The following is a 23,627-nucleotide window of genomic DNA, read 5'->3' on the forward strand; positions in this document are numbered from 1 at the left end:
TATGGTAGTCCGACGATTCAAATCCACTCAATTCGCATCATTACATCCAGAGGCCCATAATGAGAGATCCGATTGAAACTGTCATGAACCTCGTGCCGATGGTGGTCGAGCAGACCAACCGTGGCGAGCGGGCCTATGATATTTTCTCGCGCCTTCTGAAAGAACGCATCATCTTCGTCAACGGACCGGTCGAAGACGGCATGTCGATGCTGGTTTGCGCGCAGCTTCTGTTCCTCGAAGCCGAGAACCCGAAAAAAGAGATCAACATGTACATCAACTCGCCAGGTGGCGTGGTGACGTCCGGCATGGCGATCTACGACACGATGCAGTTCATCCGTCCGCCGGTATCCACGCTCTGCATGGGGCAGGCCGCATCGATGGGCTCGCTGCTTCTGACGGCAGGTGCAACCGGCCAGCGTTATGCGCTGCCGAATGCCCGCATCATGGTTCACCAGCCTTCGGGCGGCTTCCAGGGACAGGCGTCCGATATTGAACGCCATGCGCAGGACATCATCAAGATGAAGCGCCGTCTTAACGAAGTTTACGTGAAGCACACGGGCCGCGATTACGAAACCATCGAACGCACGCTTGATCGCGATCATTTCATGACCGCACAGGAAGCGCTCGAATTTGGTCTCATCGACAAGGTCGTTGAAGCACGCGATGTGAGCGCCGACGAATCGAAGTGAGCCTGAATCCGGCTCGCTTCCAATTTTTGGCCCCTTTTGCCACAAAAGGGGCTCAATTCTTGGACCAACGTGAAGGTTAACGCGCCGCGTTAAGCATCTGTTGGGCATCAAGGCGCTAAAGTTGGTCAGATCAGGCCGAATCTTTGCCGGGAACTTATTTTTTGTTTGTTCGAAGGTTCAGGTTCTGCAAAAGTCACTGAAAGACTCCTTCGGTCGGGGAGTCTACGGTGAACGGAAACCTAGAGACTACAGGGACAGTGCGTATCAACTGTCATTGTGACCGGTAGAAGGCGTGTTTTTCCTTCTTTACTGGGTCCGAACCGGAAGAAACGATCGGAATGAACAGCCCAAGGTTCGTTTCGGTTTATTGAAAGGAAACTGCAATGAGCAAAGTCAGCAACAGCGGCGGCGATTCCAAGAATACGCTTTATTGCTCGTTCTGCGGCAAAAGCCAGCATGAAGTGCGCAAGCTGATTGCAGGCCCGACCGTTTTCATCTGCGACGAATGCGTCGAACTCTGCATGGATATCATCCGCGAGGAAAACAAATCCTCGATGGTGAAGTCCCGCGAGGGCGTGCCTACGCCGCAGGAAATCATGGCCGTTCTTGACGACTATGTCATCGGCCAGAAGGATGCCAAGCGCGTTCTGTCGGTCGCGGTGCACAATCACTACAAGCGTCTCGCGCATCAGTCGAAGAGCAACGATATCGAACTGGCGAAGTCGAATATTCTTCTCGTCGGTCCGACCGGCTGCGGCAAGACCTATCTTGCCCAGACGCTCGCTCGCATCATCGATGTACCATTCACCATGGCCGACGCGACGACACTCACAGAAGCCGGTTATGTCGGTGAAGATGTTGAAAACATCATCCTGAAGCTGCTTCAGGCTGCTGATTACAACGTCGAACGCGCGCAGCGCGGCATCGTCTATATCGACGAAGTGGACAAGATCAGCCGCAAGTCCGACAACCCGTCCATCACGCGCGATGTATCGGGTGAAGGCGTGCAGCAGGCGCTTCTCAAGATCATGGAAGGCACCGTTGCTTCGGTTCCTCCGCAGGGCGGTCGCAAGCATCCGCAGCAGGAATTCCTGCAGGTGGATACGACGAACATCCTGTTCATCTGTGGCGGTGCTTTTGCCGGTCTCGACAAGATCATCTCTGCTCGTGGCGAGAAGACCTCCATCGGCTTCGGCGCAACGGTTCGCTCCGTTGACGAGCGTCGTATCGGTGCGGTGTTCCGCGAGCTGGAACCGGAAGATCTGCTGAAGTTCGGTCTTATTCCGGAATTCGTCGGTCGTCTGCCGGTTATCGCAACGCTCGAAGACCTCGACGTCGATGCACTGGTCCAGATTCTGACCGAGCCGAAGAATGCGCTCGTGAAGCAGTATCAGCGCCTGTTCGATATGGAAAATGTCGAACTGGTGTTCCACGACGACGCCTTGCGCGCCATTGCCAACAAGGCAGTCGAACGCAAGACGGGTGCTCGCGGTCTGCGCTCGATCATGGAAAAGATCCTGCTCGACACGATGTTCGAATTGCCGACACTGGAAGGTGTTCGCGAAGTCGTGATCTCCGGCGATGTGGTGGATGGCAGCGCCCGTCCTCTGTACATCTATGCGGAGCGTCAGGACGAGAAGGGCAATGTTTCGGCCTAAGAGATTGAAAATATCCTCAAAAGGCCGCGAAAGCGGCCTTTTTTGTTGCCAGTCTGGCAATTCAATTTAGTGTTGAGAGTTCAACGCTCTTGTATCAGGGCATATCCAAAGCGGCATATTGTGCAAATTGCCTGGACGGCGCAGGATAGTTAACGATTCTATGAAAGCCGCCCCGATACTGGCTATTGAATTGCTGGGCTTGGCTCTCCAAGTATGAACCGAAGCACGCTGTGCGACCTGCCTCATGATGAAAGGGGGCGCCGGCGTGGCAGTCGGGTCGAAAGGCCTGAGAAAGGACTTGAGTTATGACGGGTATTGAAGACAAGACCCCGATGGGTGGATCGGAAGCGGGCGGTGCAGACGGGCTTTATGCCGTTCTTCCGTTGCGCGATATTGTGGTCTTCCCGCACATGATCGTTCCGCTTTTTGTCGGACGCGAAAAGTCTATTCGCGCTCTGGAAGAAGTGATGGGCGTCGACAAGCAGATACTGCTTGCGACCCAGAAGAACGCTGCCGATGACGATCCGGCGCCAGACGCGATTTACGAAATTGGCACGATTGCCAATGTGCTTCAGCTTTTGAAGTTGCCGGACGGCACCGTAAAGGTGCTGGTCGAGGGCACAGCACGCGCCAAGATTTCCAAGTTTACGGATCGCGAAGACTATCACGAAGCTTATGCTGCGGCTCTGCCGGAGCCTGAAGAAGATGCCGTCGAGATTGAGGCGCTTGCCCGTTCGGTGGTTTCCGACTTCGAAAACTACGTCAAGCTGAACAAGAAGATTTCGCCAGAAGTGGTTGGCGCTGCCAGCCAGATCGACGATTATTCCAAGCTTGCCGATACGGTTGCTTCGCATCTCGCGATCAAGATTCCTGAAAAGCAGGAAATGCTGTCCATTCTCTCGGTGCGCGAGCGTCTCGAGAAGGCACTTTCCTTCATGGAAGCCGAAATTTCGGTTCTGCAGGTTGAGAAGCGCATCCGCTCGCGCGTCAAGCGCCAGATGGAGAAGACGCAGCGCGAATATTATCTCAATGAGCAGATGAAGGCGATCCAGAAGGAGCTTGGTGACGGCGAGGACGGTCGCGACGAAGCGGCTGAACTGGAAGAACGCATCAACAAGACCAAGCTTTCCAAGGAAGCGCGTGAAAAGGCTCAGGCTGAGCTGAAGAAGCTGCGCACCATGAGCCCGATGTCTGCCGAAGCGACGGTTGTGCGCAACTATCTTGACTGGCTGCTCTCCATTCCGTGGGGCAAGAAGTCGAAGGTCAAGCAGGACCTGAACTTTGCGGAAGAAGTGCTCAACAATGATCACTTCGGTCTCGACAAGGTCAAGGAACGCATCGTCGAGTATCTCGCGGTGCAGGCTCGTTCGACCAAGATCAAGGGCCCGATCATCTGCCTCGTTGGACCTCCCGGCGTGGGCAAGACATCGCTTGCACGTTCTATCGCCAAGGCGACCGGTCGTGAATATGTGCGTATGTCGCTCGGCGGCGTGCGCGACGAAGCTGAAATCCGCGGTCACCGCCGCACCTATATCGGCTCGATGCCCGGCAAGGTCATCCAGTCGATGAAGAAGGCGAAGAAGTCCAACCCGCTCTTCCTGCTCGATGAAATCGACAAGATGGGCCAGGATTTCCGCGGCGATCCGTCGTCGGCAATGCTCGAGGTGCTGGATCCGGAACAGAACGCAACCTTCATGGATCATTACCTTGAGGTTGAGTACGACCTGTCCAACGTCATGTTCGTGACGACCGCCAATACGCTGAACATCCCCGGTCCGTTGCTGGATCGTATGGAGATCATCCGTATCGCCGGTTACACCGAGGATGAAAAGCTGGAGATCGCCAAGCGGCACCTGCTGCCGAAGGCCATCAAGGACCATGCTTTGCAGCCGAAGGAGTTCTCGCTCACTGACGATGCACTGCGCAATGTGATCCGCCTTTACACCCGGGAAGCCGGTGTGCGTAGCCTTGAGCGCGAGATGATGACTCTCGCCCGTAAGGCCGTCACCGAAATCCTGAAGTCGAAGAAGAAGTCGGTGAAGATCACCGACAAGAATCTCTCCGACTATCTGGGTGTTGAGCGTTTCCGCTTTGGTCAGATCGACGGCGAAGATCAGGTCGGTGTTGTCACCGGCTTGGCATGGACGGAAGTTGGCGGCGAATTGCTGACCATCGAAGGTGTCATGATGCCCGGCAAGGGTCGCATGACCGTCACGGGTAACCTGCGTGACGTGATGAAGGAATCGATTTCGGCTGCGGCATCCTATGTCCGCTCGCGGGCCGTTGATTTCGGCATTGAGCCTCCGCTGTTCGATAAGCGCGACATCCACGTCCACGTGCCGGAAGGTGCGACGCCGAAGGACGGTCCGTCCGCCGGTATCGCTATGGTCACGACCATCGTTTCCGTGCTGACCGGTATTCCGGTTCGCAAGGATATCGCGATGACCGGTGAAGTGACGCTGCGCGGTCGCGTTCTGCCGATTGGCGGCCTGAAGGAAAAGCTTCTCGCGGCTCTGCGCGGCGGCATCAAGAAGGTTCTGATCCCGGAAGAAAATGCCAAGGATCTGGCGGAGATTCCGGACAATGTGAAGAACAATCTTGAGATCGTTCCGGTGTCTCGCGTTGGTGAAGTGCTGAAGCACGCGCTCGTGCGTCAGCCCGAACCAATCGAGTGGACAGAGCCCGAAGCACCTGCAAACGTGGCCGCTGTTGACGATGAAGCAGGCGCTACAACAGCGCATTGACAGTCGATAAGACGACCAACAAACGAAATGCCGGGTCAAAAGCCCGGCATTTCTGTGTTTAACCCCAGAAAACCGGGCTTTTTTGACATTGACAGGCTTGGTTTGGCGAGCGTTTCGAATAAACTCCGCCCAATCCGGTCACGTTATCCGTTCCGGTAGGTAAAGAAAGGAAATGCCAATGAACAAGAACGAATTGGTTGCCGCAGTCGCGGAAAAGGGCGGTTTGACGAAGGCTGATGCCGGTACGGCTGTTGACGCTGTGCTCGCTGCTGTCACCGGCGCACTGAAGGCTGGTGAAGAAGTCCGCCTGCCAGGCTTCGGCGTTTTCTCCGTTTCGCACCGTGCAGCTTCGACCGGCCGCAATCCGTCGACCGGCAAGGAAGTTGCTATTCCGGCTCGCAACGTGCCGAAGTTCTCGGCCGGCAAGGGCCTGAAGGATGCCGTCAACGGCTAATGCATGATCTCGGAAAGCCGGCAGGCTTTTCGAAGCATTTGTGTGTGAAGGTAAGATTTCGGTCGCTGCGTGATGAACGCGAGCGGCTGTCGAGAAGGCCCGGCTCGTCCGGGCTTTTTTCGTATACCGTAGTGAGCAAATCTGGGTTGGCTGGTCTATCTCTGTTCTATCACTGAACATCTTGCGGTAAACATCGTGCCAGAATCAAAATCCGGTTGTCTGAAAAACGAATGAGCAGCATATCGTTGTACGGACGCGTAACGGTCACAACGCCATTACTGTTCTTCAATATCGCAGATATCATTCTTTGTTCTACGAAGGGAACCGTGTCGCCGTCAGTAAGCCCCAACCTGCGAATAAGCGGCTGAATATCGGTGTAGGAACCGAACTGGTTTTCTGAGCGGGCTGTATAAATGGTAGATGACGGATTTTTGCTGGCGGGTGCTGTCGTTGCTTCGAATGAATATGGGTTGAGAACCCTGATAGCTACTCTTCCAAGGCTTGAGGGCGTGCAAAACAGAGCAAGTTTTGCTGGGTCATTTTCATTTGGATCCAGTTCGCTGATAGCGAACCAATCGCCATTCAGACCATCGAGAATTTTCTCACGATACGCTTCAGGATTCGCGAGATCACCCACCAGTGTTTCTAAGGTGGCTTTGTAACGATCAAGAATATTGGCTGTTTCAGCAAAAACCGGCGTAGTAGTAAACGCCAGAACCGGCCCGACGACGAGACGAAGAATACAATGTCGCATGTCTATTCCTATTGACGAGCTTATTTACACCTTATCTCACCTGTGGCAGTAAAAAAACCAGACATGATGACAAATAGACAGGGTGCCTGCTGATTTACATCAGCAGGCATTATCAATGGATTTTGTGGCAATAGCTAATTTATCCCAGCAAATTGTACCAGCTTACTCCGCAGCCTCTGAGTTCCGCTTGGGGCGTCGCTCCAGCAGTTCCTTGAGGAAATGGCCGGTGTAAGAGCGCTTTTCCTTCACGATATCTTCCGGGCGCCCCACAGCTACGATTTCACCGCCGCCGTCACCGCCTTCAGGGCCAAGGTCGATTACCCAGTCGGCAGTCTTGATGACTTCGAGATTGTGCTCGATAACCACCACCGTATTGCCCTGTTCGACCAGCTCATGCAGCACTTCCAGCAGCTTCGCCACATCGTGGAAATGAAGGCCAGTGGTTGGCTCGTCGAGGATATAGAGCGTGCGTCCGGTTGCGCGGCGCGACAGTTCCTTCGCGAGCTTCACACGCTGCGCTTCGCCGCCCGAAAGCGTCGTCGCCTGCTGCCCGACCTTGATATAGCCGAGGCCAACCTTGACGAGCGTTTCCAGCTTATCGCGCACGGCAGGCACAGCAGAGAAGAATTCCGCGCCTTCTTCAACGGTCATATCCAGCACATCGGCGATGGACTTGCCCTTGAACAGCACTTCCAGCGTTTCACGATTGTAGCGCTTGCCGTGGCAGACATCACAGGTCACATACACGTCCGGCAGGAAGTGCATTTCGATCTTGATGACACCGTCGCCCTGACAGGCTTCGCAGCGTCCGCCCTTCACGTTGAAGGAGAAGCGACCTGGCTGATAGCCACGCGCCTTGGCTTCCGGCAGACCGGCGAACCAATCGCGGATTGGCGTGAAAGCACCGGTATAGGTTGCCGGATTGGAGCGCGGCGTGCGTCCAATCGGCGACTGGTCGATATCGATCACCTTGTCGAGAAACTCTAGTCCCTCGATGCGGTCATGTTCCGCCGGATGCTCACGCGAGCCCATGATGCGGCGCGAAGCAGCCTTGAACAGCGTTTCGATCAGGAAGGTGGACTTGCCACCGCCCGAAACGCCTGTCACTGCCGTGAAAGTACCGAGCGGAATATCCGCCGAGACATTTTTCAGATTGTTGCCGCGTGCGCCAACAACACGGATGCGCTTGGTCTTGGAAATCTTGCGGCGTTCCGACGGAACGGCGACTTCCATGACACCCGACAGATATTTTCCGGTCAGCGAGTTGGTATTGGACATCACGTCTTTCGGCGTGCCCTGTGCGATCACCTTGCCGCCGTGGACACCGGCTGCCGGGCCGATATCAACCACATAATCAGCTGTCAGGATCGCGTCTTCGTCATGCTCCACCACGATGACCGTATTGCCGAGATCGCGCAGATGGCGAAGCGTGTCCAGTAGGCGGGCATTGTCGCGCTGATGCAGGCCGATGGACGGTTCGTCCAGCACATAGAGAACGCCAGTCAGACCGGAACCGATCTGGGAGGCGAGGCGGATACGCTGACTTTCGCCACCGGAAAGTGTGCCGGAATTGCGCGCCAATGTCAGATAATCGAGACCGACATCGTTGAGGAACTGCAGACGCTCGCGGATTTCCTTGAGGATGCGCGCTGCAATTTCCCGCTGCTTATCGTTAAAGCTGCCATCAACGTCGCGGAACCAGGCATCAGCCTTGCGGATCGACATTTCAGTGATTTCACCGATATGCTTCATGCCGATTTTCACGGCCAGCGCTTCCGGTTTCAGGCGATAGCCATTGCACGCCGGGCAGGGCGTCGAAGACATGAAACGTTCAATCTCTTCACGCGACCAGGCAGAATCGGTTTCCTTCCAGCGACGTTCGAGATTTGGAATGACGCCTTCGAAAGGCTTGGTGGTCTGATAAGAACGCAGGCCGTCGTCATACTGGAAGGTGATTTCCTTGCCATCTGTGCCGTAAAGAATGGCGCGCTGCGATTCTTTGGACAGGTCAGACCAGCGGGTGCCGACCTTGAAGCCATAGGCCTTGCCCAGCGCTTCCAGCGTCTGATTATAATATGGCGAGGATGAACGCGCCCAAGGCGCAATCGCTCCATCTTTCAGCACTGCGCTTTCATCGGGAACAATAAGGTTCGGATCGATGGCTTGCTGCGTGCCGAGACCATCGCAGGTCGGGCAGGCGCCAAAGGGATTGTTGAACGAGAACAGGCGCGGCTCGATTTCGGGAATCGTGAAGCCGGAAACCGGGCAGGCGAATTTTTCCGAGAACAGAATGCGTTCGTGGGTCTCGTTGGCTGACTTGTTGGCTGCGCCACCTTCCGCCGTTTCTTCGGGCGGCAGCGGCTTGTCTGCGAATTCTGCGACAGCCAGACCTTCGGCGAGTTTCAGACAGGTTTCGAGACTGTCCGCAAGGCGCGAGGTGAGGTCAGGGCGCACGACGACGCGGTCTACCACCACATCGATATCGTGCTTGTATTTCTTGTCGAGTGCCGGAACATCGGCAATCTCGTAGAAAGTGCCGTCGACCTTGACGCGCTGAAAACCCTTCTTCAGAAGCTCTGCCAGCTCTTTCTTGTACTCACCTTTACGCCCGCGCACGATCGGCGCCAGAATGTACAGACGGGTGCCTTCTTCCAGCGCAATGATGCGATCGACCATCTGGCTGACGGTCTGGCTTTCGATGGGGAGACCGGTCGCCGGCGAATAAGGCACGCCCACACGCGCGAAAAGAAGGCGCATATAGTCGTAGATTTCCGTAACAGTGCCGACGGTCGAGCGCGGATTGCGGCTGGTCGTCTTCTGTTCGATGGAAATGGCGGGCGACAGACCGTCGATCTGGTCCACATCCGGCTTCTGCATCATTTCCAGAAACTGGCGCGCATAGGCAGAGAGGCTTTCCACATAGCGGCGCTGGCCTTCTGCATAGATGGTGTCGAAGGCAAGCGACGACTTGCCCGAACCGGAAAGGCCCGTCATGACGATCAGCTTGTCGCGTGGCAAATCCAGATCGACATTTTTAAGATTGTGCTCGCGCGCGCCACGTATGGAAATGAATTTCTGATCGCTCATTCCGCGTCCTGCCTGCTTCGTGATGCCATGGATAGACTGGCTTCGGCTATGATGCTGCCGTGCCAATCCCGTAATATGGGGCGACGCCCTCCAAAGAAGAAGGGGTTAGGTCATCCTAATTTGCGCTCTTGTAGCACCGGAACAAATATCGAACAACCAGCCTTCTGATAGGCGATACGAAATGTGAACGCAAGAGCGTTGACTGTCACTCCTGACAGGAGCACACTTTCATTACTCGCTGCTAGCGGAGAGGTATTGCGGAGGGATGACGCGATATCGGCAAGAGGTTCGCAGGAAGCGGGAAAATCCGGTAGGGAGGTAAAGGAGCATGAGTCCACCTGACTACACTGCCTAGCTTTCACACAGATGAAAGCACAGTCGATCTTGGTCGCGGATGCATTCTTTCGCAAGGAACCATGCATCGTTGATAAGAAGTTCGATTGCCGACAATTTATATATGCGCGGAAAACGAATGGCCGCGCGCCTTCGAATTCCGAAAGATTTTGTCGACGAATTAATGCCGACATATGAGCTTCGCTCAAACCCCAAGCCCCGCGCGCCAAAGAAACAGTGAGCGGCGGGGCTTTTTCTTGTCGTGATGTTTGGTGTGAAGTTGGTCGGGTTTTGGCCGGGCAGCGACTGGTTTTGCAACTCAAAAAGCCGCATAAATTTAGCCGCACAGTTTTCTAAAAATTGTGAGAGATGAGTTTTTGATGATGCAAAAGCTTGCATTTTGAACAAAACAAGAACATAAACTCTGTGGACATTGGCATTTCGCTGTACTGGAATTGAGCGCTCCACGCGTCAGTCCTGTAAGGTAAATGAATGAGTTTCAGGTGATGGCGCAATTCATGCGCCTGATCCTTCTTTTGGTAAGCGCTCTTGTCGGGGTAGAAATATCCGAAGAGACGCGAATGAGACCCGGAGTGGATTTTCGATGGCTGGTAGCGTCAATAAGGTCATTCTGGTCGGCAATCTCGGTGCCGATCCGGAAATTCGTCGTCTGAACTCAGGCGATGTGGTTGCCAATCTGCGTATTGCGACATCGGAAAGCTGGCGTGATCGCCAGTCTGGCGAACGCAAGGACCGCACCGAGTGGCACAGCGTTGTTATTTTCAACGAAAACCTTGCCAAGGTCGCAGAACAATATCTGAAGAAGGGCGCCAAGGTTTATATCGAAGGCGCGCTCCAGACCCGTAAATGGCAGGACCAGAACGGCAATGACCGTTATTCGACGGAAGTTGTGCTGCAGAAGTTCCGTGGCGAGCTTCAGATGCTCGACAGCCGTGGCGAAGGCGGCGATCAGGGCCGTTCGTTTGACCGTGGCAGCAGCGGCGGTGGACGCAACCAGATGTCGGATTATTCCGGCGGTGGCGATTTCGGTTCGTCCGGCCCGTCTTCTTCGGGCGGCGGCGGTGGTTTCTCCCGCGATCTCGACGACGAAATTCCATTCTGATGAGTTTAACGGGCGCTTTAAGCGCCCGTTTCATTTTGGCTAGGCGGCTTGTTAAATCAGAATATCATATATTCTTGTTATCTTTTTGATTAATAATATCATTATTAATTTTTTGGCTTAGTAGGTCTCGATTGAAAACTCCATACGGTCAGCAGAAAAGCGGGTCAGCGAATACTGGATCGGGTGACCATCTGTGTCGACATTGATGGCACGTGCCATCAGCACAATGGCCCCTGGTGAAAGCTTCAGATGTTTCAAATCATCTGAATCTGCATGTTGGGCGGATATGGTTGTCGATTTACGGAAATAATCCTCGATACCTGCTTTCCGGAGCGCCCAGGTAATGGATCCGTTTTCAGCATAGTCAGCGGCAAAATCGGGAAAGCGCGCCGCATCCACCCAATGCGTTGCGCGCGACACCGGGCGTCCATCCGCACTGTGTGCCGTTTCAAGTTTTGTGACTTCGCTGCCGACAGCGATGCCCAGGGCGTCGGCTATGTCAGCAGTTGCCGCCTCGGTTTCACTGCTGAGCAATATGCCTTTGACTTCACTGGCCTGCGTGCCCAGCGATTGAGAAATACGGGTGCGCTGCCCGATCTGATAGGTCAGGCGTTTGGCATTGGCGACAAATGTGCCGCGGCCCTGTTCAGCGCGGAGAACGCCTTCCTGTGTCAGTGCCGCGATGGCGCTGCGTACCGTATGACGGTTGACACCGAAGCGATCCGCCAGTTCCATCTCGGCAGGCATACGTGCACCGGACTGAAGTTTTCCGGCCATGATGTCGCCGCGTATTTCGTCGGCAATCTGCCGCCAGATCGCCACACCGCTGTTTCGTTCAATTCGTTTGGTCTTTGTCATCAACTGTCATCGTCCTGTCATTGGCAGGGGGTAATAATTCTGTTATTGTATGGTTGTCTAGATAAATAGACAAATATGCGAAGCAAGTCAACAGGATTGAAACAGGGCGGAAAAGCTCATGCAAACGACAGAGCCCAAGGCAGGCAATGGCACTGCTGCCGGTGGGATCCACGCCTCGGCCAGCAATGACAAATCCGGAAACGGCACGGCGCTTGATGCGATGCAGGCTGCACGTCAGGCCAGCATGGCAACACTTGCGCAGGCGAGCGGCGAAGAGCTGAAAGCTTTCTGGCAGGAATGGTCGGACAAGCCCGATTTTGAAATTCTCCGTGGTCCAGAAACCGGACTGGTGATGCTGCGCGGCCGTATCGGCGGCGGCGGCGCGCCGTTCAATGTTGGTGAGGCGACGGTGACCCGCGCAACGGTGCGTCTGGCCGATGGTTCGGTCGGGCATTCCTATGCGCTCGGTCGCGATCAGGAAAAGGCGCGACTGGCCGCTCTGTTTGATGCGCTCTGGATTGACGAAGCGCGACGCGATGCGGTGGAACGTCAGGTCCTCGACGTGTTGCGCAACCGGCTGGAGCAGGCCGACGCAAAGCTGCGCAACGAAGCTGCTGCCACCAAAGTTGATTTCTTCACCATGGTTCGGGGAGACAATTGATGCTTCATTCTTCACCCCATTCTTCTCCGGCCTTTGAAGGCGGTCTTGCTAATCCTGTCACGGACGCCCAATCGGCATTTCACGCAGTCATGCATGCGATGGCCAATCCGGGCCGCATTTATGCTCTGGCGCGTGCGGCAACGCCGCCGCTGCCACTGACACCGGAACTGGGCGTCATCGCTGCCACCTTGCTCGACCACGACGCCACCGTCTGGTGCGACCGCGCCATTGCAGCCAATGCAGACGCTACAGCCTGGCTGACCTTTCAAACCGGCGCACCGCAGGCGGACGGCTCGACTTCCGCGCAATTCGCATTGGTTACCGATGCTTCGCTGTTACCAGCATTGGCAGAATTCTCGCAAGGGCAGCCGGAGTTTCCTGATCGCTCGACAACCGTGGTTCTGGCAGTCAAGTCGTTTGAAAGCGGGCAGGGCCTTGTTCTGAAAGGTCCGGGTATTGACGGTGAGCGAGAAGTTCACATCGACGGTCTTCCGCAGGACTTCGTTGCGCAATGGCGCGACAACGGCGCGCAATTTCCGCTCGGTGTCGATCTGGTCCTGGTGAGCGACGGTGCTGTCATCGCATTTCCGCGCACCACGCGCATAACCAAACTGGAGGGCTGAACATGTATGTTGCCGTAAAGGGTGGCGAAACAGCCATCCGTAACGCCCACCGACTTCTCGATGATCGCCGCCGGGGTGATCGTGCGGTGCCTGCGCTGCGTCTGGATCAGATTGTCGAACAGCTTGCGCTGGCCGTAGATCGCGTGATGGCGGAAGGTTCGCTCTATGATCGCGAGCTGGCCGCGCTTGCCGTGCGCCAGTCGCGAGGCGATCTGATCGAGGCCATTTTCCTCGTGCGCGCTTATCGCACCACATTGCCGCGCTTTGGCTATTCCCGCCCGATGGAAACCGGGCAGATGCTGATCGAGCGACGCATCTCTGCGACCTATAAGGATCTTCCGGGCGGCCAGTTGCTTGGTCCAACTTTCGACTACACCCACCGTCTTCTCGATCCGGATCTGGCTGGCGACGTTGCAGTACCGGAGCCTGAAGCACGTGAAACCGAGAAAGAAGAGACGCCTCGCGTCACCGATATCCTCGGTGTGAACGGCATGATCGAGGACGATGGTTCTCTGCCGGAAGGTCACGAGCCGGGCGATCTGACGCGCGAGCCGTGGACATTCCCGATGGAACGCGATCTGCGCTTGCAGGCGCTGGCGCGTGGCGATGAAGGCTTCCTTCTCGCACTCGGCTATTCCACCCAGCGCGGCTATGGCAACACCCATCCTTTCGTCGGAGAAATTCGCATTGGTGAAGTGGAGGTCGAATTCGACGTGCCTGAGCTGGGCTTTGCCGTCTCGCTTGGCCGGGTGCAATTGACCGAATGCCAGATGATCAACCAGTTCAAGGGTTCAGCAAAGCAGCCACCGCAATTCACACGCGGCTATGGTCTGGTGTTCGGCCAGAGTGAGCGCAAGGCCATGTCCATGTCGCTCTGTGACCGCGCCTTGCGGGTTCGTGAATTCGATACAGATGTGACCGCGCCCGCACAGGATGAGGAATTTGTCATTTCCCACTCGGACAATGTGCAGTCGACCGGCTTCGTAGAGCATCTGAAACTGCCGCATTACGTCGACTTTCAGGCTGAACTCGAACTCATCCGCAGCATGCGTGCGGAATATGAGAAAACGCAGAGCGAGGCTGAAGGCACAATGGACGGCCAAGCGAAGGAGGCCGCAGAATGAGCGATCTGGCCAATTACAATTTCGCCTATCTGGACGAACAGACGAAGCGAATGATCCGCCGCGCCATATTGAAGGCCATTGCGGTGCCCGGTTATCAGGTGCCTTTTGCCAGCCGCGAAATGCCGATGCCTTATGGCTGGGGCACGGGCGGCGTGCAGGTGACGGCTTCCATTCTTGGGCCGGACGATGTGCTGAAGGTTATCGATCAGGGCGCAGACGACACGACCAACGCCGTTTCAATCCGGGCGTTCTTCCAGAAGACCGCTGATGTGGCCGTGACGACCAGCACTGGCGAGGCGACGATCATCCAGACGCGCCACCGTATTCCGGAATATCCGCTGACCGAAGGGCAGGTGATCGTCTATCAGGTGCCGATCCCGGAACCACTGCGCTTTCTGGAACCCCGCGAAACGGAAACGCGCAAGATGCACGCGCTCGCCGAATATGGCCTCATGCATGTAAAGCTCTATGAGGATATTGCGCGTCACGGCCAGATCGCCAAGACTTATGACTATCCGGTGATGATCGAAGGTCGCTACGTGATGGCGCCATCGCCGACGCCGAAATTCGACAATCCGAAAATGCATATGTCGCCTGCCTTGCAACTGTTCGGCGCGGGTCGCGAAAAGCGCATTTATGCAGTGCCGCCATACACACAGGTCGTGAGCCTCGATTTCGAGGATCATCCGTTTGAAGTGCAGAAGTTCAAGGAACCTTGTGCGCTATGCGGCGCAAGGGGCGTCTATCTGGATGAAGTCGTGCTGGATGATCGCGGCGGCTCGATATTCGTGTGCTCGGACACCGATTATTGCGAAGACCGTCAGGCAAAAGGCCATTTCGGTCATCTGGCCGCTAATAACGAGGCCTCAGCCAAGGAAACAGTAAGATGAGTGACGAACCTCTGCTGAGAGTGAACAGCCTTTCGAAGTTCTACGGCAGCCGCCGTGGCTGCGAGGATATCTCCTTCAATCTTTGGCCGGGCGAAGTTCTGGCCATTGTCGGGGAATCCGGCTCGGGCAAGACGACGCTGCTCAACAGCCTTGCGACCCGTCTGGAACCGACATCTGGCACCGTTGAATACCGGATGCGCGATGGCGAATTCCGCGATCTGTACAAGATCGGTGAGGCCGAGCGTCGCTTCCTGATGCGAACGGATTGGGGCTTTGTTCACCAGAACCCCGCTGATGGTCTGCGCATGACGGTTTCGGCTGGCGCCAATGTCGGCGAGCGCCTGATGGCCGTGGGTGAACGCCACTATGGCAACATCCGCTCCACGGCAACCGAGTGGCTTGGCCGCGTGGAAATCGCATCCGACCGTATCGACGATCAGCCACGCGCTTTTTCCGGCGGTATGCGTCAGCGTTTGCAGATTGCTCGCAATCTCGTCACCGCACCGCGACTGGTGTTCATGGACGAGCCGACCGGCGGTCTCGATGTTTCGGTGCAGGCGCGTCTGCTCGATCTGTTGCGCGGGCTTGTCAACGATCTGGGACTTTCAGTCATCATAGTGACGCATGATCTGGCCGTAGCGCGGCTTCTGTCGCACCGCATCATGGTCATGAAAGACGGTCATATTGTCGAGCAAGGGCTGACGGATCGCGTGCTGGATGACCCGCAAGCGCCTTATACGCAGTTGCTCGTATCATCGATCTTGCAGGTATAGATCAATTAAAACAGATATTTATCGCATGTTCTTCCCAAAATGGCGGAACTTCATGCGTGAGGTGAAAAATGTCTATGTTGCAAACATCCGTTTCGCAGGTCGTGCCGCCACTGGTCGTATCCGGCGTAACCAAAACCTTCACCATGCATTTGCAGGGCGGCATCGAACTGCCGGTCGTGCATGGCGTGAATTTTGAACTCAATGCCGGTGAATGCGCCGTGCTGGGCGGTCCCTCAGGCGCGGGCAAAAGCTCGATCCTGAAAATGGTCTACGGCAATTATGCCGTGAATGGCGGCTCCATCCTGATCCGTCATGCGGGTCGCGCTGTCGATCTGGCCAAGGCTGATCCCCGCGAAGTGCTTGGCGTTCGTCGTGACACGATTGGCTATGTCAGCCAGTTTCTGCGCACACTGCCGCGCGTGGCGGCGATTGATGTCGTGGCCGAACCTTTGATCGCTCGCGGCGCCGACCACGACATGGCGCTGGACCGCGCCCGGGAATTACTAGCCAAGCTCAACCTGCCGGAACGGCTTTGGGCTCTGCCGCCTGCAACCTTTTCCGGTGGCGAGCAACAGCGCGTCAACATCGCTCGCGGTTTCATCACCGATCATCCGGTATTGCTGCTGGACGAACCAACGGCTTCGCTCGATGCGAAGAACCGTGCGGTTGTGGTCGATCTGATCAAGGCCAAGAAGGCCGAAGGCGTTGCGATGCTTGGCATTTTCCACGACGAGGATGTGCGTGAGGAAGTGGCCGACCGCATTATCGACGTCACTGCCTTTTCGCCGAGGGCAGCAGCATGACCAAGCTCTCGGTCGAACCGCTCGTTCACGAAACGGCAGATGTCAGCGGCAGCAAGCTTGGCCGCTACACGGAAGTCGGCGCGCGTAGCCGACTTTCCGAAACCGTGCTGGATGATTACTCCTATCTCGGCATCGATTGCGAAATCTGGTGCGCGGAGATCGGCAAATTCTCCAACATCGCCAGCCATGTTCGCATCAATGCCACCAATCATCCGACCTGGCGTCCGACCCTGCATCATTTCACCTATCGCGCAGGCGATTATTGGTCGGATGCGGAGAATGAGGCTGAGTTCTTCGACTGGCGTCGCGGCAATGCGGTGAAAATCGGCCATGACACCTGGCTTGGTCACGGCTCGACCATTCTGCCGGGCGTCACCGTGGGCAACGGTGCTGTGATCGGTGCCGGCGCTGTCGTCAGCAAGGATGTTGCGCCTTATACGATCGTCGGCGGTGTACCGGCGCGTCTCATCCGCGAACGCTTTGACGCGGCAACGGGCAATCGTCTTGACCGGTTGGCCTGGTGGGACTGGAGCCATGAACGTCTGCGCGGCGCGCTCGATGATTTCCGCGCGCTCGATATAGAAACTTTTCTCTCGAAATATGAAACTGCCGCCAATACCGAGGCGGTCATGAAAGAGCTTTCTCATGGCTAATGAAATCGTTCTCAAAAATGCGCGTATCGTGCTTGCCGACGAAGTCGTTTCCGGTTCCATCCTGATCCGCGACGGTAAGATCGCCGCTATTGATCAGGGTAACGTGAATGGCGGCGAGGATATGGACGGCGATTATGTCATTCCTGGCCTGATCGAACTCCATACCGACCAGCTGGAATCGCATTATGCGCCGCGCCCCAAGGTGCGCTGGAACGTGGATGCCGCCGTTCAGGCCCACGACGCGCAGGTTGCCGCATCGGGCATCACCACTGTCTTCGATGCGATGCGGGTCGGTTCCGATTATGATCGCGACTTCGTTGGCAAGGATATGCGTCTGCTGGCGGATGCTATTGAAAGCGGCGTGCGCGAAAACCGCTTGCGCGCCGACCATTTCCTGCATCTGCGTTGCGAAGTTTCCGCAGCCGACTGCCTTGAAGGCTTTGCACTGTTTGAAAACGATGATCGGGTGAAGCTGGCTTCGCTGATGGACCATGCACCGGGACAGCGTCAGTTCGCAGAGGTCGAAACCTATCGCACCTATTACATGCGCAAGCTGAAACTCAATGATGAAGAGTTTCGTTTGCATTGCGAAAAGCGCATGGCGGACTCCGACGCCTATTCGGCCAAGCATCGCCGGGCGATTGCCGATTTGTCAGGTGCACGCGGCATCGTGTTGGCAAGCCACGACGACGCCACCAGCGCCCATGTGGATGAATCGCTTGATCACGGCGTCCGGATTGCGGAATTTCCAACCACGCTGGAAGCGGCTTCGGCATCCAAGGGGGCAGGCCTGTCCATCTTGATGGGCGCGCCGAATATCGTGCGCGGCGGCTCGCATTCCGGCAATATCGCCGCCCGCGATCTGGTGGATAATGGCAGCCTCGATATTCTATCGTCGGATTACATCCCGTTCAGCCTGATCCAATCGGCTTTCGGGCTTGCCTCCGGCGAGCGTCCGATTGGGCTGCCTGAAGCTATTCGTCTCGTTAGCAAAAACCCGGCCGATGCAATGCGTATGGATGATCGTGGCGAAATTGCTGTCGGCAAGCGCGCCGATCTGGTACGAGCACGCACCAGAAGTGCGATCCCGGTGGTCCGCACCGTCTGGCGTGAAGGCGAGCGGGTGCTCTGATGCGTATGGAGAATATCCAGCCGAAAGGCTGTTTCGTTGCCGTTGTCGGCCCCAGTGGGGCCGGCAAGGATACGATCATGGATGGCGCGCGCATGGCCCTTGCAGGCGATGCGCGATTTCACTTTGTGCGCCGCATCGTCACGCGTCCGCAAATGCCGGGAACCGAAGATCACGACAGCATGGATGAAGCGGCTTTTGCGAAGGCCGCAGGCGAGGGCGCTTTCGCGCTGCATTGGCGTGCTCACGGCCTGGATTATGGTCTGCCAAGATCGCTCGATACGCTCATCGATGGCGGAACCGTGGTGATCGCCAACCTCTCACGCCGCGTTCTGGATGACATGCGCAAGCTCTATCCGTCGCGTTCGGTGGTTGTCATCAGCGCTCGTCCAGAGGTGTTGGCCGAGCGGCTGGCAAGTCGTGGGCGCGAGAGCCGGGAAGAAATCGCCTTGCGACTTTCACGCGAAGTGAGCTTCGATGATGGGGCTGGCGATGTTGTCATAATAGACAATTCCGGCGATGTCATTGAATCCACTGATGCGTTCATTCGCCACCTGATTAAAGTGCAAGGAAAAACAATAGCTTAATTGATAAAGTTCGAGTGACGTGTAAATTTACACAAACGTCACGATGCTTTCATTGCAGTGTCATGGAAGCAATTCAGAGTGAGCATGAATGGAGATGAATTCATGCTTCAACTGAAAAACGTAACGCGCCGCTATAATGACAAGGTGGCGGTTTCGGGGGTTGACCTCGAGATCGAGCCCGGCACGTTTGTGGGGATTATCGGGCGTTCGGGCGCGGGTAAATCGACGCTTCTGCGTATGATCAACCGCCTCGTCGAGCCGTCCGAGGGTACTATTCATTGGGATGGGCGCGATGTTACCGGGCTGAAGGGCTCAGGGCTTCGCGACTGGCGCGCGCAATGCGCGATGATTTTTCAGCATTTCAATCTGGTCGACCGTCTCGACGTCCTGACCAATGTTCTGATGGGGCGTCTCAATTACGTTTCGACGCCGAAGTCGCTCTTGCGTATCTGGAGTGATGAAGAACGCCTGATCGCGCTGTCCGCCTTGCAGCAGTTCGATATCGCCCATCTGGCCGCTCACCGCGCCGATGAGCTTTCCGGTGGCCAGCAGCAGCGCGTGGCTATTGCCCGCGCACTTGTTCAGCAGCCACGCATTATCCTAGCCGATGAACCGATTGCATCACTTGATCCGCGTAATACGCGCAGCGTCATGGATGCCCTGCGCCGCATCAATCGCGAATACGGCATCACGGTTCTCTGCAATCTGCATTCACTCGATATCGCACGCAGCTATTGCGACCGCCTCGTCGGCATGTCCGCTGGCAAGGTTGTGTTCCGCGGTACACCATCGATGCTCACTGATATGGCATCACGCGATCTTTACGGCATGGAAGCCGACGACGTTGTCGATAGCGTCGACACGGTCGATGCGATGCCTGCACCGGTTCCGCAGTCGGCAGAAGCCGCACTGCGCCAGATTTCCGCCTGAGCGACAAAGCTCCGGAAAAAAACTCGCTCCAAACTCAGGATTAACAGGAGAGACTTATGCTTAACCGTAGAACATTTCTGGCGGCTGTTGCGCTCACCGCTACCATGTCCGTCCCCATGATGTCTTACAATGCCCAGGCAGCTGACTGGAGCAAGGATTATCCGGAAATCGTTCTGGGTGTTATCCCGGCTGAAAACGCCTCGACCACCAGCGACCGTTATGCACCGCTCGCCGCTTATCTCGGCAAGGAACTCGGCACCAAGGTTACGCTGCGCGTTGCAAACGACTACGCCGCCGTCATCGAAGGCCAGCGCGCTGGCAATATCCAGATCGCTTTCTACGGCCCGGCTTCCTTTGCCCGCGCCGTCATGACCGGCGTTGAAACCACGCCGCTCGTCAACCAGCGCCACGATACCGGCGTCAACGGCTATTATTCGGTCGTTTATGTCCGCGCCAACAGCCCTTACCAGAAAATGGAAGACCTGAAGGGCAAGAGCATCGCGCTCGTCGACCCGAACTCCACATCGGGCAACAATGCGCCGCGCTACTTCCTGAACCGCGATGGCTATAGCGTCGACACGTTCTTCGGTAAGAACTTCTTTGCCGGCAGCCACGAAAATGCTGTTCTGGCGCTCGCTCAGGGCACCGCTGACGCTGCCGCCAACTCCTGGAATTCGGAAAACGATTCCAACCTGACCCGCATGATCAGCCGCGGCGTTCTCAAGGATGCAGACGGCAAGGCACTGACCAAGGATGATTTCCGCATCATCTTCAAGTCGGACTTCCTGCCGGAAGGCCCGTTTGCTGTGCTCAGCACGCTGCCTGACCAGCTGAAGGCTGACATCAAGCAGGCTTTCCTTGAAATGCCGAAGAAGGACAAGGCTGGCTTTGACGCCCTTTCCGATGGCAAGGACCAGGAATTCGTGGCGACCGGAGCCAAGGATTATGAACCGATCATCGAGATGCTGAAGTTCAACGACAAGGCACGCAAGTCCTAATCCGTAGAACAATCGAAATGCCCGAAGCCGCAAACGCTTCGGGCATTTTTGTTAGGGAATCTCGCATGACGATATCCTCTCTCGACGGCAGCGGTTCCAAGGGCCTGCTCGCCGAGTATCGCAGGGAAGTCGGGAAACGACGCCTTTACGGGATCGGTTTCCTCCTCGCTCTGGTTGTTATCGCCATAGCTGCCTCTGTTGTTGCCGATGTTCGGCTGGGCACACTGGTTGAAAATCTCTTTCGTTTTACGAGTTATCTCGGCCGCATTCTGCCGGACCTGACCATCGCCAATTTCTGGGGCGACATGGCCGCGTGGTACTGGAATATTGGCGGCTGGCTCAAAATGCTCTTCGAGACGCTGCTGATCGCCTATCTTGCGACGCTGATCGGCGCGACGATTGCTTTTGCCGCTTCATTCGCGGCTTCCTCCAATATGGCGCCCAATTCGACAGTGCGCTTCATCGTCCGGCGCGGACTGGAACTGCTGCGGACCGTACCTGAAATCGTGTTCGCCTTGCTGTTCGTCATTGCATTCGGTCTCGGACCAATGGCCGGTGTGCTGGCTCTGATGCTTCACACAACCGGCGCGCTCGGCAAACTGTTTTCGGAAGTGGTCGAAAACATCGATATGCGGCCCGTCGAAGGCATTCGGGCGTCGGGCGGTTCCGGCCTTCAGGTCATCCGTTTTGCCGTGCTGCCGCAGGTCGCGGCCAATTTCGCCTCTTACGGGCTGCTTCGCTTTGAAATCAATGTGCGCGGCGCGTCCGTCATGGGCTTTGTCGGGGCAGGTGGCATCGGTCAGGAACTGCTCACCTCAATCCGGCAGTTTTACTACAGCGATGTCAGGGCCATTCTGCTGCTGATCATTGTGACGATTGTCGCGATCGATCTCATCACCCAGCGTGTCCGTCACGCGCTTCTGGGCCGCATCGGCTGAAGGGGAGGATATTATGACTGATATTGCACAAAGCCTCTCCCGCGAAGCCCACGCGCATGAAAAGGAATTGCGCGCGGAATATGCCTCGCTCTTCGGTAACGGGCGTGTCTGGCGCAATTTGACGATAGTCAGCCTGTTGCTTGTCGCGTCAGTGTGGTTTGCCTTCTACTGGCTTGATTTCTCGTTTCTGCGCATTCTGAACGGGCTTGGCCGGTTGGGCGACTTTGCGCTGATGATGTTCCCACCAGCGTCCAATGGCCGTTTCAGCCTTTACCTTTGGTCGATGTTGGAAACCCTTGCCATTGCCTATCTGGGCACGCTGCTCGCGGCAATCCTTGCCTTCCCGTTCGGCTTTCTGGCGGCAAAGAACATCATCCCGAATGTGTTCCTGCATTTCGGCATCCGCCGCTTTCTCGATACTATTCGTGGCGTCGATACGCTGATCTGGGCATTGATTTGGGTGTCGGTGGTTGGGCTTGGACCTTTCGCCGGTATTCTGGCTATTGCCTGTTCCGACTTTGGCGCTTTCGGTAAGTTGTTTTCGGAAGCCATTGAAGGTGCGGACAAGAAGCCGGTCGAAGGCGTATTGTCATCCGGCGGTAACCGCCTGCATGGCTATCGCTTCGGCGTGCTGCCGCAGGTTCTGCCACTGATCGGCAGTCAGGTGCTATACTTCTTCGAGTCCAACACACGCTCGGCTACGATCATCGGTATCGTGGGGGCAGGTGGTATCGGCGCGCATCTGGCGGAACAGATCAAGGTTCTGAACCTTCAGGACGTTTCGTTCCTGATTATCATGATCCTGATAGCTGTTGCCGTTATCGACTGGTTCTCGTCCAAGCTACGCCACGCCATGATCGGCAAGAAGGCGCAGAAATCGGCTTAACCACTGATAAGCGTCTTGATACCGTCGGCGACGAACTGCACAGCCAGCGCGGCCAGAATGACGCCCAGCAAACGGGTAAGAATGGATCGACCGGTTTCGCCAAGGAACCGGTCGACGCGTTCTGCGAGCAGAAGCACAACATAAGTAATGAGCAGGCAGACAAAGATCACGCCGACAAGCGCCGCACGCGGCCCTATGCCGTGGAACGAGTTCGACGTCAGCACGATAGCCGAAATCGCGCCAGGGCCAGCAATAAGCGGAATTGCGAGCGGGAAGGCGGCAATGTTGCGGATGTGATCCTTGGTGATGGCGACTTCGGCGCTCTTTTCCTTGCGCTCTGTCCGCTTTTCGAAAATCATTTCAAATGCGATCCAGAACAGAAGTAAACCACCAGCGACGCGGAACGCGCCGATGGAAATGCCGAACATGCCGAGGATCTGCACACCCGCCACGGCAAACAGCGCCATGACGATGAAGCCGATGATGGAAGCCCGAAGCGCGACCTGACCGCGATGACCGCGATCCATACCCGGGGTAAGAGCCAGAAACAGCGGTGCCAGACCGGGCGGGTCGATTGTGACGAGAAGGGTGACGAAAGCGCTGAAAACGGTATCGTAAAAACCCATGCTGCTCGCGCCCCTCTTTTTTGATCGGCCGTGATCGAAGTCTAGAGCATTTCCGGCAAAACTGTGAAGCGGTTTCGCGTTTGGAAATGCGTGAAAACAAACAGTAAGGGCGGTTTTGACGATTCCGTCAAAAATGGAGCCACCCCATACGCTGGAGGCGCATTGGTTGATGCAAAGCGCCGGATCGGGCAACAAGCTTGCGCGATGTTTATGTGAATATCTTATAAGCTATTGATTTACAAAAGTGATTTAACCCGCCGAAACGGTCTCGAAATTGGCGTTTTGCGCTGCTTTCCTTTATAAAGA

General features: G+C 56.2%; 23 protein-coding genes and 1 pseudogene. 18 read left to right on the forward strand and 6 right to left on the reverse strand.

Annotation, left to right across the window (positions count from 1 at the left end; genetic code table 11):
* The first annotated feature begins 59 nt into the window (after positions 1–59).
* The 4 genes from clpP (at position 60) to FGI60_RS10380 (ending at position 5,545) form a co-directional block, all read left to right on the forward strand.
* Positions 60–689, forward strand: coding sequence for an ATP-dependent Clp endopeptidase proteolytic subunit ClpP (gene clpP / locus FGI60_RS10365; RefSeq protein ID WP_078338597.1), 630 nt, complete (start codon positions 60–62; stop codon positions 687–689).
* Between the two features lie 383 nt (positions 690–1,072).
* Positions 1,073–2,347: an ATP-dependent Clp protease ATP-binding subunit ClpX gene (gene clpX / locus FGI60_RS10370; protein ID WP_078338598.1), complete on the forward strand. Its 1,275-nt coding sequence runs from the start codon at positions 1,073–1,075 to the stop codon at positions 2,345–2,347.
* Positions 2,348–2,652: 305 nt separating this feature from the next.
* Positions 2,653–5,091 carry an endopeptidase La gene (lon, locus tag FGI60_RS10375; RefSeq protein WP_138785102.1) on the forward strand — a complete coding sequence of 813 codons (2,439 nt, stop codon included), beginning with the start codon at positions 2,653–2,655 and terminating at the stop codon, positions 5,089–5,091.
* Positions 5,092–5,269: 178 nt separating this feature from the next.
* Positions 5,270–5,545 (forward strand): HU family DNA-binding protein, encoded by a 276-nt coding sequence (locus tag FGI60_RS10380; protein ID WP_006470422.1) that lies wholly within the window; start codon positions 5,270–5,272, stop codon positions 5,543–5,545.
* Positions 5,546–5,714: 169 nt separating this feature from the next.
* Here FGI60_RS10380 and FGI60_RS10385 read toward each other — a convergent pair whose 3' ends face one another.
* The 4 genes and pseudogenes from FGI60_RS10385 to FGI60_RS10400 all read right to left on the reverse strand — a co-directional run bounded on the left by FGI60_RS10385 (position 5,715) and on the right by FGI60_RS10400 (position 10,187).
* Positions 5,715–6,299, reverse strand: a complete 585-nt coding sequence (locus tag FGI60_RS10385; RefSeq protein ID WP_138785103.1) for a hypothetical protein — start codon at positions 6,297–6,299, stop codon at positions 5,715–5,717.
* A 162-nt stretch (positions 6,300–6,461) separates the two neighbouring features.
* Positions 6,462–9,386, reverse strand: a complete 2,925-nt coding sequence (uvrA, locus tag FGI60_RS10390; protein ID WP_138785104.1) for an excinuclease ABC subunit UvrA — start codon at positions 9,384–9,386, stop codon at positions 6,462–6,464.
* Positions 9,387–9,496: 110 nt separating this feature from the next.
* Positions 9,497–9,693, reverse strand: a pseudogene (locus FGI60_RS10395) (hypothetical protein).
* Between the two features lie 44 nt (positions 9,694–9,737).
* A complete protein-coding gene (locus FGI60_RS10400) occupies positions 9,738–10,187 on the reverse strand; it encodes a hypothetical protein (RefSeq protein WP_138785105.1) in 450 nt (149 codons plus the stop codon).
* A gap of 136 nt (positions 10,188–10,323) precedes the next feature.
* Between FGI60_RS10400 and ssb the strand changes: the two genes are divergently transcribed.
* Positions 10,324–10,842, forward strand: coding sequence for a single-stranded DNA-binding protein (gene ssb / locus FGI60_RS10405; protein ID WP_138785106.1), 519 nt, complete (start codon positions 10,324–10,326; stop codon positions 10,840–10,842).
* Between the two features lie 117 nt (positions 10,843–10,959).
* Here the strand turns inward: ssb and phnF are convergent, their stop codons facing one another.
* Complete coding sequence (gene phnF, locus FGI60_RS10410; RefSeq protein ID WP_171058746.1) at positions 10,960–11,703, reverse strand: phosphonate metabolism transcriptional regulator PhnF; 744 nt, start codon at positions 11,701–11,703, stop codon at positions 10,960–10,962.
* Between the two features lie 217 nt (positions 11,704–11,920).
* On the opposite strand from phnF, the gene phnG reads away from it, so the two are divergent.
* The 13 genes from phnG (at position 11,921) to phnE (FGI60_RS10475) (ending at position 22,695) form a co-directional block, all read left to right on the forward strand.
* Positions 11,921–12,361: a phosphonate C-P lyase system protein PhnG gene (phnG, locus tag FGI60_RS10415; protein WP_171058752.1), complete on the forward strand. Its 441-nt coding sequence runs from the start codon at positions 11,921–11,923 to the stop codon at positions 12,359–12,361.
* On the forward strand, positions 12,361–12,984 hold the full coding sequence (phnH, locus tag FGI60_RS10420; RefSeq protein ID WP_138785109.1) for a phosphonate C-P lyase system protein PhnH: 624 nt from the start codon (positions 12,361–12,363) through the stop codon (positions 12,982–12,984). Before phnG ends, phnH begins: the two co-directional genes overlap by 1 nt.
* A 2-nt stretch (positions 12,985–12,986) precedes the next feature.
* Complete coding sequence (locus FGI60_RS10425) at positions 12,987–14,108, forward strand: carbon-phosphorus lyase complex subunit PhnI (protein ID WP_138785110.1); 1,122 nt, start codon at positions 12,987–12,989, stop codon at positions 14,106–14,108.
* A complete protein-coding gene (locus tag FGI60_RS10430) occupies positions 14,105–14,998 on the forward strand; it encodes an alpha-D-ribose 1-methylphosphonate 5-phosphate C-P-lyase PhnJ (RefSeq protein ID WP_138785111.1) in 894 nt (297 codons plus the stop codon). Before FGI60_RS10425 ends, FGI60_RS10430 begins: the two co-directional genes overlap by 4 nt.
* Positions 14,995–15,771, forward strand: coding sequence for a phosphonate C-P lyase system protein PhnK (gene phnK, locus FGI60_RS10435; RefSeq protein ID WP_113533564.1), 777 nt, complete (start codon positions 14,995–14,997; stop codon positions 15,769–15,771). The genes FGI60_RS10430 and phnK overlap by 4 nt, the downstream gene beginning before the upstream one ends.
* Positions 15,772–15,839: 68 nt before the next feature.
* Entirely contained in the window at positions 15,840–16,574 is a 735-nt protein-coding gene (gene phnL / locus FGI60_RS10440; protein ID WP_138785112.1) for a phosphonate C-P lyase system protein PhnL, read from the forward strand.
* Positions 16,571–17,227 (forward strand): DapH/DapD/GlmU-related protein, encoded by a 657-nt coding sequence (locus FGI60_RS10445; RefSeq protein WP_138785113.1) that lies wholly within the window; start codon positions 16,571–16,573, stop codon positions 17,225–17,227. The genes phnL and FGI60_RS10445 overlap by 4 nt, the downstream gene beginning before the upstream one ends.
* On the forward strand, positions 17,220–18,359 hold the full coding sequence (locus FGI60_RS10450) for an alpha-D-ribose 1-methylphosphonate 5-triphosphate diphosphatase (RefSeq protein ID WP_078338608.1): 1,140 nt from the start codon (positions 17,220–17,222) through the stop codon (positions 18,357–18,359). Before FGI60_RS10445 ends, FGI60_RS10450 begins: the two co-directional genes overlap by 8 nt.
* A 5-nt stretch (positions 18,360–18,364) precedes the next feature.
* Complete coding sequence (phnN, locus tag FGI60_RS10455; protein ID WP_138785194.1) at positions 18,365–18,943, forward strand: phosphonate metabolism protein/1,5-bisphosphokinase (PRPP-forming) PhnN; 579 nt, start codon at positions 18,365–18,367, stop codon at positions 18,941–18,943.
* Between the two features lie 102 nt (positions 18,944–19,045).
* Positions 19,046–19,873 (forward strand): phosphonate ABC transporter ATP-binding protein, encoded by an 828-nt coding sequence (gene phnC, locus FGI60_RS10460; RefSeq protein WP_138785114.1) that lies wholly within the window; start codon positions 19,046–19,048, stop codon positions 19,871–19,873.
* 56 nt (positions 19,874–19,929) lie between these two features.
* Entirely contained in the window at positions 19,930–20,871 is a 942-nt protein-coding gene (gene phnD / locus FGI60_RS10465; RefSeq protein WP_138785115.1) for a phosphonate ABC transporter substrate-binding protein, read from the forward strand.
* 65 nt (positions 20,872–20,936) lie between these two features.
* On the forward strand, positions 20,937–21,809 hold the full coding sequence (gene phnE, locus FGI60_RS10470; protein WP_138785116.1) for a phosphonate ABC transporter, permease protein PhnE: 873 nt from the start codon (positions 20,937–20,939) through the stop codon (positions 21,807–21,809).
* A 13-nt stretch (positions 21,810–21,822) separates the two neighbouring features.
* Complete coding sequence (phnE, locus tag FGI60_RS10475) at positions 21,823–22,695, forward strand: phosphonate ABC transporter, permease protein PhnE (RefSeq protein WP_138785117.1); 873 nt, start codon at positions 21,823–21,825, stop codon at positions 22,693–22,695.
* On the opposite strand, the gene FGI60_RS10480 is transcribed toward phnE (FGI60_RS10475), so the two are convergent.
* Positions 22,692–23,321, reverse strand: a complete 630-nt coding sequence (locus FGI60_RS10480) for a MarC family protein (protein WP_138785118.1) — start codon at positions 23,319–23,321, stop codon at positions 22,692–22,694. The two genes, phnE (FGI60_RS10475) and FGI60_RS10480, sit on opposite strands and share 4 nt — an antisense overlap.
* Between the last annotated feature and the right edge of the window lie 306 nt (positions 23,322–23,627).

Origin of the sequence: Brucella haematophila (assembly GCF_005938105.1) — a bacterium.
In the GTDB taxonomy this organism is placed as follows: domain Bacteria; phylum Pseudomonadota; class Alphaproteobacteria; order Rhizobiales; family Rhizobiaceae; genus Brucella; species Brucella haematophila.

Coding starts and splice junctions, on each gene's coding strand:
- clpP (WP_078338597.1), top strand. CDS start 60: ATGAGAGATCCGATTGAAACTGTCATGAACCTCGTGCCGATGGTGGTC.
- clpX (WP_078338598.1), top strand. CDS start 1,073: ATGAGCAAAGTCAGCAACAGCGGCGGCGATTCCAAGAATACGCTTTAT.
- lon (WP_138785102.1), top strand. CDS start 2,653: ATGACGGGTATTGAAGACAAGACCCCGATGGGTGGATCGGAAGCGGGC.
- FGI60_RS10380 (WP_006470422.1), top strand. CDS start 5,270: ATGAACAAGAACGAATTGGTTGCCGCAGTCGCGGAAAAGGGCGGTTTG.
- FGI60_RS10385 (WP_138785103.1), bottom strand. CDS start 6,299: ATGCGACATTGTATTCTTCGTCTCGTCGTCGGGCCGGTTCTGGCGTTT.
- uvrA (WP_138785104.1), bottom strand. CDS start 9,386: ATGAGCGATCAGAAATTCATTTCCATACGTGGCGCGCGCGAGCACAAT.
- ssb (WP_138785106.1), top strand. CDS start 10,324: ATGGCTGGTAGCGTCAATAAGGTCATTCTGGTCGGCAATCTCGGTGCC.
- phnG (WP_171058752.1), top strand. CDS start 11,921: ATGCAGGCTGCACGTCAGGCCAGCATGGCAACACTTGCGCAGGCGAGC.
- phnH (WP_138785109.1), top strand. CDS start 12,361: ATGCTTCATTCTTCACCCCATTCTTCTCCGGCCTTTGAAGGCGGTCTT.
- FGI60_RS10425 (WP_138785110.1), top strand. CDS start 12,987: ATGTATGTTGCCGTAAAGGGTGGCGAAACAGCCATCCGTAACGCCCAC.
- FGI60_RS10430 (WP_138785111.1), top strand. CDS start 14,105: ATGAGCGATCTGGCCAATTACAATTTCGCCTATCTGGACGAACAGACG.
- phnK (WP_113533564.1), top strand. CDS start 14,995: ATGAGTGACGAACCTCTGCTGAGAGTGAACAGCCTTTCGAAGTTCTAC.
- phnL (WP_138785112.1), top strand. CDS start 15,840: ATGTCTATGTTGCAAACATCCGTTTCGCAGGTCGTGCCGCCACTGGTC.
- FGI60_RS10445 (WP_138785113.1), top strand. CDS start 16,571: ATGACCAAGCTCTCGGTCGAACCGCTCGTTCACGAAACGGCAGATGTC.
- FGI60_RS10450 (WP_078338608.1), top strand. CDS start 17,220: ATGGCTAATGAAATCGTTCTCAAAAATGCGCGTATCGTGCTTGCCGAC.
- phnN (WP_138785194.1), top strand. CDS start 18,365: ATGGAGAATATCCAGCCGAAAGGCTGTTTCGTTGCCGTTGTCGGCCCC.
- phnC (WP_138785114.1), top strand. CDS start 19,046: ATGCTTCAACTGAAAAACGTAACGCGCCGCTATAATGACAAGGTGGCG.
- phnD (WP_138785115.1), top strand. CDS start 19,930: ATGCTTAACCGTAGAACATTTCTGGCGGCTGTTGCGCTCACCGCTACC.
- phnE (WP_138785116.1), top strand. CDS start 20,937: ATGACGATATCCTCTCTCGACGGCAGCGGTTCCAAGGGCCTGCTCGCC.
- phnE (WP_138785117.1), top strand. CDS start 21,823: ATGACTGATATTGCACAAAGCCTCTCCCGCGAAGCCCACGCGCATGAA.
- FGI60_RS10480 (WP_138785118.1), bottom strand. CDS start 23,321: ATGGGTTTTTACGATACCGTTTTCAGCGCTTTCGTCACCCTTCTCGTC.